Source organism: Thermomicrobiales bacterium (genome assembly GCA_023954495.1).
GTDB lineage: Bacteria > Chloroflexota > Chloroflexia > Thermomicrobiales > CFX8 > JAMLIA01.
In genome coordinates this window covers 1-12,884 of record JAMLIA010000088.1, presented here as the reverse complement: position 1 = coordinate 12,884, position 12,884 = coordinate 1, and the positions used below count along the sequence as shown (strand labels likewise).

The window sequence follows — 12,884 nt, the reverse complement described above, 5'->3', positions numbered from 1 at the left end:
GGCAGGCGATGATCAGGACGGCGATCATCGCGGTCAGCGCGCGGTTAAACGTCGGCTCGGGTCCGACTGCCAGCCAGATGCCGAAGGTCGCCAGCGCCAGCACGATAATGGCTGGGACGAAGTACATCGAGATCTGATCGGCCAGCCGCTGGATCGGAGCCTTCGAGCCCTGCGCCTCGCTGACGAGGCGGACGATCTGGGCCAGCGCGGTGTCCTTGCCGACGCGTGTTGCGCGGAAGGTGAACGAGCCGGTGCGGTTGACTGTCGCGCCGATGACCTCATCGCCGGTCGTCTTCTCAACCGGCAGGCTCTCGCCGGTCAGCATGCTCTCATCGAGCGCCGAGCGGCCATCGAGAATGACGCCGTCGGTCGGCACCTTCTCGCCGGGTCGGACGCGGATGACATCGCCAACGATGACCTGCTCGATCGGGATATCGACTTCTTCGGTGCCACGGACGACGCGCGCAGTGCGGGCAGCCAGACCCATCAGCGACTTGATCGCGCCGGTTGTCTGCGCCTTGGCACGCATCTCCAGGTACTTGCCGAGCAGGATCAGGCCGATGATGATCGTGGCGCTATCGAAGTAGACCTCGGCCATCAGGCCCGAATTCTCGATGACGTGCGGGAAGAATGTGGCGAAGGTGCTGTAGCCCCAGGCCGCCAGCGTGCCGAGGACGACGAGCGTCGACATGTTGGTCTGGAAGTGCTTCGCCGCCGCCCAGGCCTGGCGATAGAACTGCGCACCGGCCCAGAACTGGATCGGCGTCGCCAGGATGAAGCTGAGCAGGAAGATGTCCTTCATCTCGTCGTAGGGCCGAGCGATCAGCCACGAGGGCCAGAACATCAGCAGCATCAGGATCGCGCTCACCGCCAGCGCGGCGATGATCTTGATCTTCATCACCAGCAGGTCGCGGCGCTGACGTGCTTCGGCAGCCGCCTCGGCGTCCTCAACGTCGCTCGCGTCGGCAGGAGCGCGGACGCCATAGCCGGCCTTCTCGATCGCGCGGACGAGGTCGTCGCGACTGGCCGCACCCGGCAGCAGCCGGACGCTGGCCTGCTCGGTCGCCAGATTCACATTCGCATGCTGGACGCCAGGGACCTTCTCCAACGCGCGTTCGACCCGCCGCACGCACGAGGCGCAGGTCATGCCTTCGACATCGAAGGTGAAGTCTTCGGCAGGGATGCCGTAACCGGCCTTCTCGACTGCACCACGTAGATCATCCAGCGAAACCGACGCCGGGTCGTACGACACCGACGCGCGCTCAGTCGCCAGATTGACGTTCGCCCCGGCCACGCCCGGCACCTTCTCCAACGCGCGCTCAACCCGCCGGACACAGGATGCGCAGAACATGCCCTCGACCGGGAAGCTGATATCAGTTGTGTTCTCTGGTTCGCTGCTTGTCTGATCGGGCGCTGTCGCCGTCATCCTGATCCTCCACACTGCTTGGCCACCGCGCTTCGGTGACCGGAACCTGTGGAGATTATACCCCCAGGGGGTATTCAATGCAAGCGATCCACGCTAAAAGCGATGGGCGCATTGGACCCCCAGCATTGCTATGCTGGCCCAAGATCGAACCAGACGCATTGCACTGTTTCGCACGTACCTCCGGCGCAGCAGATCTCGCAGCGATACACCCAGCGGTGTCCAGACACGATTTTTTCTTCCAAGGGTTCCCAGTAGCAGTGGTCACGGAGGGCTTGCGGATTGCTCGTCTCTGCGTAGCTGGTAAGCGAACGCAATGCTGCGCCAGCTCCGAGGGCAGTGACCACTATCCTGAGTCCGAACCAGCCGAATCGTCGCCGACTCATCCTTGTCTGTCGTATTGACGCCATCTTCACCCTTCCCTCTTGTTCGCTATCTGAACAGAACTACCGATCTATGGACTGCTCAGCGGCGCATTTCTAAATGCGCTCACAAGTTCGAGCGCCATCGCAACTGTGATCCCGCCTGGGGGCTGCTTGAGCGTGAGAATGGTGACACGGGTATCGCCTTCAAGCCAGTCAATTTCGATGATGGCCCGGCCCACCTCGGTCTTAGCAAAGAACAGGAGCACTTCCTGCTCAGCAACACTGGTGAGGAGCATATCGCCGCCAGACTCCGGCAGTGTGATCGGTGAGTTCGCTCGCTCGCTGATGCCAACAAGGATCGCCAGGCCGTTGGCACTGTAATAGGCATGGGCAGTTGGTATGCCCGAAGCAGCAGAGGCACCTAGGTCCGGAACCAGACCGAATGGTAGGTCGCTGGCTGTATCGAACGATGGCCGAGATACAGGCGTCGACCGCGGTATCGCAAACTCGGGATAGACGCGGCTCTGGTAGTGATCGCGGGTGAACCAGCTGGTAAAGCTGCTACCACCTTCAACAATAGGGCTAAAACCCACCAACGCCTGAATCATCAGCGCGACGATCAGAAGCGCAAACACTGTAGTAACGGCACTGTGCCATCGTCCGGTCGTGCGTTGCTCAGCTTCTGCAATCCGCTCGTACAAGCGCGCGCGGGCTTGCAGGAAGTCAGAGTGCTGCGGTTGCCAGGTAGTACTGATAAGGCAATCGACCTCGTGCATCTCAGCCAGCCACTGCCGACACTGTGGGCAGCAGCGGAGATGCAGCTCGGTGATCTCCCACTGAGCGCCGTGAAGCGATCCATCAGCGTAGGCAACGAGCTTCCAGTGCGGGAACGTGCAGATGTCAGTCATGGTGCTTGATCGTCCCCCTTCGATCTGTCATCATCAGGTACAAGTACAGCGTATAAGCGACGGAAATGATCCTTGCCGCGTGAGATACGTCGGCCAGCTGCATCGGTACTAATCCCGAGAACCTCGGCGATCTCCGCCGTGTTGAATCCCGCTATGCTGTGCAGGAGCAGCGCATCGCGTTCAGTGGAGCTCAACTCATCGATTACCTGCTGAATCAGATCGTGCAGGCAAACTGCCTCATCATCAGATGCTTGTTCGGCACCATTCCGATGCGCTAACCAGGGCAGCACGCTGTCGAGCGAGATTGTCTGGCGAATGCGCTGACGACGCAGGTGCGAGATCGCGCGATTCCGCGCGATTCGGTACAGCCAGGCAACGAAGCTGCGATCGTCAGAAAGCGTGTGCATCTTCTGATGAACGGTGAAGAACACGTCCTGAGCCAGGTCGTCCGCCTGATTGGGATCGCGGACGAGGCGGAAAAGGTAAAGTCGGACACCAGTGTGATAGCGCAGCATGAGCAGATCGAACGCTTCAGCGGAGCCGGACCGTGCCGCTGTGATCAAGTCTCCTTCGACGCCGACATCGTCTGTTAAGTGTTCGGTGCTATCGATCATGATTACCGCTTGCCCATATTGTCAGATTGGATCGGGTGCACTGTAATTGCCGATACGTCTCCATCGCTGACCTCTTCAGCCGATGTCGACTGTTCAACTACTGAATTCCGCGGATGTGGAACTCTGTCGAATCACAGAGGACGGCACTGCTACCGCCCTCTGTAAAGGTTGAGGTGCTTATACGTTGGTCCTAACTCACAACAACCTGTGATGCGAACTCCCGCAATGCATCGAATCCAAGGTCACTTGCCACCGACACAAGCAGACCGTTCCGCTCGAACGTCACCTGGTTTGGCGTTTCTGGCTCTGATGGATCGGTCAGCGTCCAAGCTGACGTGCCGTCGGCAAGCTCAACTGTCGTATCACCCAGGAGCAGTGGATGGGTTCTGACGGCAGTAGTTGGACGCGCCGTCACAACTACGACAGTGTGGCCATCATCTGTGGCATAGCGCACGAACGCTAGCACGTTGAAGCCGACCATCTCGCCATCATCAACCCACTGCTCCGGGAAGGCAGCATGCACGGTTGCATGCGACACCAGCGCATGGTCAACGATCTGGCCGACCGGACGCTGATCTGCCGTCGCGATGGTGGCACCAGCGTGCTGGTCCGTGAAGGCAAGCTCGCCCAATCCAGACTGAAGGCTGGGAACAGCCAGTGGCACCTCATCTTGAGATAATGGAGCCCGGCTATCGGCCATAGAAACGATACGCTCCTCTGGATGACGAATATCCAGAACGTCTGACCCGGCCGCGCTAGCGACCAGCGCAATCGCCCCGATCGCTGTCACGAGAAGGATCACGATCAGGCGTCCAGTCTGTCGTGTCATGGTCAGTCCCTTTCTAAGTGGAGATCGTCAAGCACGGTGTACGCTGCTAACACGTCCAGTCATACGACTGACTGTACTGCGTGCCCGGAAAGAAATCGGCGGTGTGCGCACCGTTGATTCGCCATGAAGCCGCGAGATAGGACTTCGACAGGTGAGTGACTGCATTCCCATGGCTACCCGTGTCACTCCCATAGCCATTGGTCGCCCACGTCCAACCACTGCCTGTGTTGTAGAACATCGTGCCCCACGTGCTGCCTAGTGGATTGCCTCCCATACCCCACCAGTTAAGCCAGGCATCGCCCCGTGGGTAGCCAGGCGAACAATCCCCTTAAGCATTGATGCTGTAGCCACTTGCCGTGGCATTCTTCGCGGGAGCAGCCAGTGACAGTGAGACAGCCAACAGTGTTGCGATCAACAAGCTAGTGATCGCGCCGCGTCGTACTGATCCACCAAAGGCTCGGCACTTCATTTTTGTGCCCCTTCTTTTCAGACCGCAGATACGGTTCGTGATTCATAGATGCCAGTTGCCCGCGATAGCGCTCCGCTACTGTTCGAGCGTATACGGGACGGTCAGACGCTTCGCGGTGACAGGAGTGGTAACTGTCACCACGGCTGCTCTTTATCAGCAGATGGTGCCGTGAAATCTCACGACACGGCGTGTCTGCCATGTACTGCCCGCCTTTCTCACATTCCGCGCTCTTACGCGAACGGTTATCTATAGAGGACGCCCTGTATCTTCCAATTCGGACATCCGGCGTCATCCATCTTCATTTCGAAAACGGGAGACAGATCGTTTGGGCAGCGCTGGCGCGTACGTGTGTGCCGAAATAATGGAGTCGGTCCCATCCCGCAACACAAACGGGCCGGAGCATTTGCTGCTCCAGCCCGTTTCGTTCTCGTCACGTCGCGTCGGTATTACAACCGCAGGCGTGGGTCGAGGAAGTCGCGCAGCCAGTCGCCGACGACGTTGATCGAGAGCACCGTCAGCATGATGGCGATGCCGGGGAAGGTGTAGATCCACCACTGGCCGGTGATGATGTAGTCGCGGCCGGCGGCGACCATGCCACCCCAGGTCGGCACATCCGGCGGGACGCCGAGGCCGAGGAACGAGAGCGACGCCTCAGCCAGGATCGTGCTGGCAACGGCGAAGCTGGCGATGACGATGATCGAGGCGAACGTGTTCGGCAGAATGTGCTTGAACATGATCGAGCCGTTGCGCGCGCCGATCGCACGCGCCGCCTCAACAAAGTCCTTCTCACGCCAGGAGATCACCTGCCCGCGAACGACACGCCCGTAGGTGACCCACCCCGATATGCCCAGCGTCAGGATGATCTTGTCGAGGCCCTGGCCGAGCACCGCCAGAATGGCGATCGCGAGCAGGATGAATGGCACCGCGAGCTGAATATCGGCGAAGCGCATGATGATGTCGTCGACCTTGCCACCGTAAAAGCCGGAGATCAGGCCGAGTGCGATACCGATGACGCCCGCGATCACAACGGCGACGATGCCGACGATGAGCGAGATGCGCGCACCATACAGCACACGCGAGAGCACATCGCGACCCAGTGCATCGGTGCCGAGGAGATATTCCGAGCTACCGTTCGCCGCCCAGACAGGCGGCTTCTTGCTATCGATCAGCACGCCAGCGCGCGGGTTATGCGGCGCAAGGACTGGTGCGCCGACGGCAGCGACGACGATCAGGAAGAGCATGACGACACCGAAGAGCGCCAGCTTGTTCTGCAGCAGGCTCCGGATGATCCGGGGCGTCTTGCGCTTGGTCGAACGTTGTGACTCTGCGGCGAGGGTTTGTTCCGCGCCGGTTGCGGTCTGGTCCATCGAATCCCCTACCCCTCGTCGATCAGCCGTACCGGACCCGCGGATCGATGACGCCGTACAGCAGGTCAACGATCAGGTTCAGGAAGACGAAGATCACAGCAACAACTGTCACGGCCCCAACAACAACCGGAAAATCGCGCTGCTGGATCGCCAGGATGATCATGCGCCCAATGCCAGGCCACGAGAACACCGTCTCGGTGATGACCGCGCCGCCGAGGAGTGTGCCGAACTCCAGGCCGAAGATCGTGATCACCGGGATCAGCGCATTCTTCAGCGCGTGACGATAGGTGACGGCCGCCTCGGTCAGGCCCTTCGAGCGCGCGGTGCGGACAAAGTCCAGGCCGAGCACTTCGAGCAGGCTGGAACGGACGAGGCGCGCACTCCGCGCCAGCGAGAACGTCGCCAGCGTGATCGACGGCAGAATGAGATGCTTGACGGTGCTCACCAGCGAGCCATCGCCCTGCCCATAGGAGGGCAGCCATTTCAGCTTACCGGCAAACACGAATATCAGGACAACCCCCAGGAAGAAGACGGGCAACGATTGCCCAAGCAGGGCCAGGCCCATCACGAGGTTATCCCAGATACTGTTGCGCTTCGTCGCTGAAATGATCCCGACAGGGATAGAGATCACGACTGAGAGGACGAACGCAGTTAAGGCCAGCTTCAGTGTTGCCGGCATGCGCTCGCGAATCAGCTTGAAGACGGGCTGCCCCTGGCGCAGTGAGGTGCCGAAATCGCCGCGGACCGCCTTCGATGCGAACTCGAAATACTGCACATAGATCGGCCGGTCAAAGCCGAGATCGTGGCGCAGTTGATCGACTTCCTCCCGTGTCGCATCCGGGCTGGCCATCAGGATTGCAGGATCGCCCGTTTGGAACAGAATCACGAAGACGAGCACGGAAACGCCAAAGACGACCAGGATCGACTGCAGGAGCCGCCGAATAATGTACCGGGTCATCGAAGACCTACTTCCAGACTCGCGTGAACAGGCGTCCGGAGCGGACTCGTGTTGAGTCCGCTCCGGACAGACCGGTTAGCCAATGTAACGCGCTTCGGTGGCGTCAATGCTGTCAGCGCGGCCTTCCCACTCGATCTCTTTGCTTGCGCCGTAGAAGTCGACCTGGTGCCACAGCGGTGCCCACGGGCAGTCGTCCATGACGATGGCCGAGATCTTGTTCATCAGATCCTGGCGCTCTGCCTCGTCGAGCGAGTTGGTGAGCTGGTCGTAGAGGGCGTTGTACTCCTCATTATTCCAGCGGGTGAAGTTCAGTGAGTAGGTCGGGTGAACGTAGAAGAGCTCCTGCTCGCCGGTGAACGGTGAACCAAGGCCCAGGAAGTGGATCTCATCTGGCTCACCGGACGGCAGCAGCTCACCGGCGTAGACCGACCACTCCAGGACCTTCAGGTTGATCTTCAGGCCAACCGCCTCAAGGTTCTGTGCGATGGCCTGGGCCATCTCAGCGTCCTTGATGTAGCGACCGCTCGGGGCGTCCATCGTGACCTCGAAGCCCTCCGGCACGCCTGCTTCAGCCAGCAGCGCCTTGGCCTTCTCCGGATCGTATTCGTAGGCCTTGGCATCCGGCGGCGTGTGTGGCGGGTTGATGATCGTCGAGGCGCGCTCGCCATTGCCGTTCAGCAGGGCGACCTTGATCGACTCGAAGTCGATCGCGTAGTTCACCGCCTGGCGAACGCGGACATCGTCGAACGGCGGCTTGTCGCAGCGGAAGCCAAGGAAGATGATGCGACCACCGGTGACCGAGGAGATGCGGGCGTTGTCGCTCTGCTCGATCTGCGGGGCAACATCCGGCGCGATGTTGGTGACGATCTGTGCCTCTTCGTTCTGCAGCGCGACGACACGGGCCGACAGCTCCGGCACCGGCCGGAAGATGACGGTCTTGATCGTCGGCTTCTCACCCCAGTAGTCCGGGTTCGCTTCGCAGGTGAAGTGGTCGTCACGCTTCCACTCGACGAACTTGTATGGGCCGGAACCCATCGGCGTTTCGGCGATCTTGGCCAGGTTCTCCGGCGATTCGTCCGAGAAGTAGCTCGGCGGGCAGATCTCGAAGCTGGTCAGCAACGACGGGAAGATGGCGGCCGGCTTGTCGGTCTTGATCTCGACCGTCTTGGCATCGATAGCCGTCGCGCTCACGAAGCCGATCTGATTGGCCAGCGACTGAACACGCGGCTTGTCACCGACCGTATCCTTCGCCGCGCGCTCGAAGGTGAAGACCGCAGCGTCGGCGTCGACCGGTGTGCCATCGTGGAAGGTCGCGCCCTCGACGAGCTCCAGACGCCAGGTGTTGTCGTCGACCGACTCCCACGACGTGACAATGCTCGGCTCCAGCTCGAGCGTCTCCGGGTTTCGAGCGAGGAACATATCGTAGATGTGCAGGTTCAGATTGAACTCAGGGGTCGAGTTCCGCAGCAGCGGATCGAGCGAGTTCGCATCAACACCCTGAATGATGACGATCTGGCCGGTCGCCTCGACATCCTCGCTGCCCCCAGCAGGCTCGGTCGCCTCAGCTTCGCCGCCAGTATCCTCAGTCGCCTCAGGCTCGTCAGTCGACTCGGTAGCTTCGCCACCGGTCGCTTCGGTCGCCTCAGAGCCACCAGTTGCCTCAGTGGCCTCGCCACCGGACGATGAATCGCTTTCGTCATCATCGCCACCGCAGGCAGCCAGCAGCGAGCCGACAACCGGCGCTGCCAGGCCCAGAACGGCAGCACGACGCAGCAGGCCACGACGCGACAGACGCGAGCGCAGTGTTTGCGCCGCCAGTTCCTCAGGTTTCAACAGTTCTCCCATTACGAATCCGGACCCCTCTCCTCAAGTGCGGCATGGCGTTACGTAAGCACAAACAGCATGGCCCGTCGCCAGAGGTGCCATGCCGGTTTCTCATTTGTCGGCCCCATGTCGTTGAAACGTTCACGCGCCTGTTGGTCGCTACAGCGCGACACTGCGTGCTTTTACGTTTCGTGCGGAGGCCGGCTCGTCATTGAGTCAGCAAGAGATGGTATGTGACTGCGAGTATCAAAGTCAAGGAAGCACCCTCCCACGGCGTTCCACTTTTACAACCTGACATGATCTTCACGCATGACCGCAAGAAATGCTGCCGTTGCTGACTCGGCCGGCACATTTCTCACCTGCCACTCGTTGCCTTATAGTGTTACGTCAACTGCTTAAATTGTGCGTCACTGCGCGCTGATCGTGGCGGTGAGCAGGCTGGGACCGGTTGGATCGCCACTTTCAGTGTCGGCCTCAACTGTCACCACCACAGCCTCGTAGCTGGCTACCCAGCCGAACGGGTCAATCACCAGCGTCGCCCGACCACCATCAGGATCGACCCGCAGCTCTCCGCCGCGCGCATAGTCGCTCCCGTTCGGGAAGCGCATCCAGGCGACGTAGTGCTCGCCCGGCTTGGGCTCCGGCAGATCGACAGCGACGATCAACGCGCTGTTCGTCTGGCGGTTCACGATGAGCTTGGCCTTGGCCTCCGGCGCAGGGTCTCGCTACCGACAAACGAGCGATGTAGGTGGAGCCAACGGTTGTCGGCGCTTCGGCCAGCGTCCGCATCGTCCGATCCTGCTCCGCCTGAATCTCAGCGATGCGCTGCTGCTGGTTGTAGAGCCGGACGCCCATGACGCCGATCACCAGCAACAATACGAGCGCCGGAGCAACGACGAAGCCGGCCAGTCGGGGCGCAAGCGGCTGCCAGTTGAACCGGCGCTGCGGTCGCGGCGCGCGGGCCGGGACTGTCTGGTCAATGCGGCCCAGCAACGCTGCGCGAACGCGCAACGGCACCGGCTGCGGGGCGGGCGCGAAGGGCAACAGCCCGACTGTTTCTTCGTAGGCTTCCAGCTCAAGTGCGCAGGAAGAACAGACGGCGATGTGCAACCGCACACGCTCGCGATCATCGGGATCGAGCGCGCCGAGCGCGTAGGCAGGGATCAGATCCCTGACGTGACCGTCGTCTCGATCATCCATGCCGGACAGATCATCATGCTCGGCATCCACAGGCCATACCCTCATTCGCTGTGCTGACGATTCCTCGTCGGACTACGCCTCGTCGGCGAGTGCATCTTTCAGCTTCTGCATACCCAGCCGGAGCCGGGTTTTGATCGTGCCGAGCGGCTCATCCAGATGTGCTGCGATCTCTCGCTGCGACATCGACTGGTAGAACGCCAGCTCGATGGCGATTCGTTGTGCTTCGGGCAGCGTTGCCAGCGCTCTGCCAACACGTTCCCGAAGCAGCGCCGCTTCAGCGGCTTCTTCAACATTGGCCGCGTCATCGACGAGACCGTTCATCACTTCATGAACGTCAGTGCCGTCGACTCGTTGCGGTCGCCGCTGACGGCGGCGCAGCTCGTCAATCGCCAGGTTATGGGTGATGCTCAATAACCAGCTGGCAAAGGTTCCACGGACGGTGCGATACGTCTCCGCCTGTCGCCAGGTTCGTACGAACGCCTCTTGCAGGATCTCTTCCGCAGTCGCTCCATCGCCGACGATACGCACAGCAAACGAATAGACCACCCGCGCGTACCGGCTATAGAGCGCTTCCAGAGCCGCCGTGTCGCCTTCACACACGCGGCTCACCAGCACCTCATCCGCTGGCTCAACGGACGAGGGTTGATCGGCGCCACCCGACGCTATCTCCATCCGGCGGTTCCGCTCACTCAACGGAGCCTCGCGTTGCCGAATTCTGGATAGCACTTCACTATACGGCGGCGATGCGCTTTCAGGATGTACCGGGATGGCGATACCCGCATAATGCTGATCTCGCTTCGTCTGAACAGGCGTGCGTGACATATCAGGATGCACCCATTATACGAAGCGACCTGATAACGCTCGCTTCGGACGATTGTTCGTAGCAACACTACAACCCGGAACGTGCTCAGGAAGTTATGTCGGCCTACTCGCTGACGGCTACGTCAGACTGTACGGACGCGACATTGGCCTCGATATCATCAGCCGGCCGACGCAGCAGCCAGATGAGGGCGATGCTCGAGACGAGGATGACGGCGAGCGAGACGACTTGCGCCTCCTGCAGGCCCCAGAACCAGACGCGTTCCTCGCGTACGTACGAGATAATGAAGCGCGTGACGCCGTATAGCAGCGCGTAGGTGGCGAAGATCGCTCCGCCCGGCAAACCACGCTTGCGCAACGGCCAGATGATGGCAAAGATGCCGAGGCACATGATCATGTCGTAGACCGGATACGGGTGCGTCGGGACGTTCAGCAGCCGATTCGGGATGATGGCATCCGGGTTGGTATAGACGAACGCAAACGGCCAGTCAGTCTCGGCACCCCAGGCATCGCCGTTGATCGCGCAGCCGATGCGGCCAATGGCCTGCGCAATCACCAACCCCGGCGCGATGATGTCGATCATGCGCAGGAACGGATACGAGCGCAGCTTGCACAGGATCGCGACGGTGATGAAGCCACCGATCACCGCGCCATAGATAGCCAGCCCGCCCTCGTTGATCTTGATCGCCTCACCCGGATTGTCGATGTAGAACCCGAAATGATCGATCAGGTAGAACACGCGCGCGCCGATGATGCCGCCGGCAATCGCGATCAGGACGAACGAGTCGAAGCCTGCCACCGAGATGTTGCGTTCGCGCATGCCGCGCTCAACGAACCAGACAGCGACGAAGATGGCAAGGACCGTGAGGAGACCGTGCCACGCCAGCACGAACGGACCGATCGTGACGAGGTTCGGATCCATACCGATGTGGATGCGCATTGGCCTCTTCCCTGTTCAAAGCCGACTCGTAGGCTGCGGGCGAGGGAGACGGTGAGGTCATCTTGCCGTCGCATGCAGGCGAAGTGTAGCCGCCGACGGCACATTCGGGGCAACGAAACGTTACTCCCAGGTGATAAGGAGCCGTTCCAGCAGGCTGACGCCGAGGTAGCCGAGTGTGGCGACCAGCGACATCATCAGCGCCGCGACATAGACCATCGGGATATCGTAGGCAGTGCGACCGAGCGTCATCATGTAGCCGAGTCCGGCGCTGGATGAGACAAACTCTCCCACCATTGCGCCGGTCATTGAGAGGGTCAGCCCCATCTTGATCCCGCCCAGCAACGGTCGCAGCATCAGCGGGATTTCGACGTAGAGCAAGGTCTGCCAGCCGTTGCCACCCAGGCTCCAGGTCGCTTCGATCAGCGTCGGGTCGATCGAGCGCAGCCCGACGACGGTGTTAATGAGGATCGGGAAGAAGACGATCAGCGCGCAGATAATGACCTTCGGCAGCAGCCCCAACCCGAACCAGACAACCAGCAATGGCGCGAACGCGATCACCGGCATTGCCTGCGAGACGGCGACGTAGGGGCCGAACAGCGCATCGAACGTATCGAAGCGCGCCAGCGGATAGCCAAGACCGACGCCGACAACGAACGCAACGGCAAACCCGAGCAGCGCCTCCTTCAGCGTGACGCTGGTGTGATGCCAGAGCACACCGTTGCGATAGAGCAGCCACCACTTCTCGCCGACCGATGCGGGCGACGGCAGCATGTAGGCCGGGATGGTGTGGCGCATCCACAGCAGTTGCCAGAATCCCAGCGCCAGCAGCACACCGACCAGCGGCATCCACAGCTGCCAGCGACGACGCGACGCAGGACGCGCCAGAGTGCGCCTGCGTCGTCGTCGAACACGGCGTGGAGCGGCAGCCGCCGCAGGGCGGCCATCGGCAGCGATGCTACTGTCCGGCTTGCTCCACAAACTCATTGGTAAACAGCGCCTCGGGGTCGATCGGTGCGTCAACAACGCCGACGGATTGCAGCAGATCCTGCGTATTCTGCCAGGCTTCCGGGTCGGTCCAGCCCAGTGGGTGATCGGTCGGCGGCTGCTGCCACTTCTGCGCCTGCTCCAGCACCGCGCGCTGGATGCGCACGTTGTCGCCGGTGATCTC

General features: G+C 61.1%; 13 protein-coding genes. 1 reads left to right on the top strand and 12 read right to left on the bottom strand.

Translation table 11 applies throughout. The features are described 5' to 3' along the window. From M9890_13580 to M9890_13545, 8 genes are all read right to left on the bottom strand, one after another. Positions 1 to 1,426, bottom strand: a 1,426-nt coding sequence (locus M9890_13580; GenBank protein MCO5177983.1) for a heavy metal translocating P-type ATPase, incomplete at its 3' end; no start/stop codon positions are given. Positions 1,427 to 1,877: 451 nt separating this feature from the next. Next, on the bottom strand, positions 1,878 to 2,696 hold the full coding sequence (locus tag M9890_13575) for a hypothetical protein (GenBank protein ID MCO5177982.1): 819 nt from the start codon (positions 2,694 to 2,696) through the stop codon (positions 1,878 to 1,880). Further along, entirely contained in the window at positions 2,693 to 3,310 is a 618-nt protein-coding gene (locus M9890_13570; protein ID MCO5177981.1) for an RNA polymerase sigma factor, read from the bottom strand. The genes M9890_13575 and M9890_13570 overlap by 4 nt, the downstream gene beginning before the upstream one ends. Positions 3,311 to 3,500: 190 nt before the next feature. Further along, positions 3,501 to 4,139: a hypothetical protein gene (locus tag M9890_13565; protein ID MCO5177980.1), complete on the bottom strand. Its 639-nt coding sequence runs from the start codon at positions 4,137 to 4,139 to the stop codon at positions 3,501 to 3,503. A gap of 915 nt (positions 4,140 to 5,054) precedes the next feature. Continuing rightward, positions 5,055 to 5,975 (bottom strand): ABC transporter permease, encoded by a 921-nt coding sequence (locus M9890_13560; protein MCO5177979.1) that lies wholly within the window; start codon positions 5,973 to 5,975, stop codon positions 5,055 to 5,057. A gap of 22 nt (positions 5,976 to 5,997) precedes the next feature. After that, positions 5,998 to 6,933 (bottom strand): ABC transporter permease, encoded by a 936-nt coding sequence (locus M9890_13555; GenBank protein MCO5177978.1) that lies wholly within the window; start codon positions 6,931 to 6,933, stop codon positions 5,998 to 6,000. Between the two features lie 75 nt (positions 6,934 to 7,008). After that, complete coding sequence (locus tag M9890_13550; GenBank protein ID MCO5177977.1) at positions 7,009 to 8,766, bottom strand: ABC transporter substrate-binding protein; 1,758 nt, start codon at positions 8,764 to 8,766, stop codon at positions 7,009 to 7,011. Positions 8,767 to 9,164: 398 nt separating this feature from the next. Further along, on the bottom strand, positions 9,165 to 9,446 hold the full coding sequence (locus tag M9890_13545) for an anti-sigma factor (GenBank protein ID MCO5177976.1): 282 nt from the start codon (positions 9,444 to 9,446) through the stop codon (positions 9,165 to 9,167). Between the two features lies 1 nt (position 9,447). Here M9890_13545 and M9890_13540 point away from each other — a divergent pair, with 1 nt between their 5' ends. Further along, positions 9,448 to 10,014 carry a hypothetical protein gene (locus tag M9890_13540; GenBank protein ID MCO5177975.1) on the top strand — a complete coding sequence of 189 codons (567 nt, stop codon included), beginning with the start codon at positions 9,448 to 9,450 and terminating at the stop codon, positions 10,012 to 10,014. A gap of 15 nt (positions 10,015 to 10,029) precedes the next feature. Here the strand turns inward: M9890_13540 and M9890_13535 are convergent, their stop codons facing one another. The 4 genes from M9890_13535 to M9890_13520 form a co-directional block, all read right to left on the bottom strand. After that, complete coding sequence (locus M9890_13535; protein ID MCO5177974.1) at positions 10,030 to 10,566, bottom strand: sigma-70 family RNA polymerase sigma factor; 537 nt, start codon at positions 10,564 to 10,566, stop codon at positions 10,030 to 10,032. 316 nt (positions 10,567 to 10,882) lie between these two features. Beyond that, positions 10,883 to 11,716 (bottom strand): prolipoprotein diacylglyceryl transferase, encoded by an 834-nt coding sequence (gene lgt / locus M9890_13530; GenBank protein ID MCO5177973.1) that lies wholly within the window; start codon positions 11,714 to 11,716, stop codon positions 10,883 to 10,885. Between the two features lie 120 nt (positions 11,717 to 11,836). Next, the gene (locus tag M9890_13525; protein MCO5177972.1) at positions 11,837 to 12,562 is read right to left on the bottom strand and encodes an ABC transporter permease; all 726 of its coding nucleotides are present in this window, start codon (positions 12,560 to 12,562) and stop codon (positions 11,837 to 11,839) included. Positions 12,563 to 12,671: 109 nt separating this feature from the next. Then, a partial coding sequence (locus M9890_13520; GenBank protein ID MCO5177971.1) for a hypothetical protein occupies positions 12,672 to 12,884 on the bottom strand: 213 nt, incomplete at its 5' end.

What these genes read in the sequence shown, in the direction of transcription:
- M9890_13575 (MCO5177982.1), bottom strand. Translation starts at nt 2,696, where the DNA reads ATGACTGACATCTGCACGTTCCCGCACTGGAAGCTCGTTGCCTACGCT.
- M9890_13570 (MCO5177981.1), bottom strand. Translation starts at nt 3,310, where the DNA reads ATGATCGATAGCACCGAACACTTAACAGACGATGTCGGCGTCGAAGGA.
- M9890_13565 (MCO5177980.1), bottom strand. Translation starts at nt 4,139, where the DNA reads ATGACACGACAGACTGGACGCCTGATCGTGATCCTTCTCGTGACAGCG.
- M9890_13560 (MCO5177979.1), bottom strand. Translation starts at nt 5,975, where the DNA reads ATGGACCAGACCGCAACCGGCGCGGAACAAACCCTCGCCGCAGAGTCA.
- M9890_13555 (MCO5177978.1), bottom strand. Translation starts at nt 6,933, where the DNA reads ATGACCCGGTACATTATTCGGCGGCTCCTGCAGTCGATCCTGGTCGTC.
- M9890_13540 (MCO5177975.1), top strand. Translation starts at nt 9,448, where the DNA reads ATGAGCTTGGCCTTGGCCTCCGGCGCAGGGTCTCGCTACCGACAAACG.
- lgt (MCO5177973.1), bottom strand. Translation starts at nt 11,716, where the DNA reads ATGCGCATCCACATCGGTATGGATCCGAACCTCGTCACGATCGGTCCG.
- M9890_13525 (MCO5177972.1), bottom strand. Translation starts at nt 12,562, where the DNA reads ATGCCGCTGGTCGGTGTGCTGCTGGCGCTGGGATTCTGGCAACTGCTG.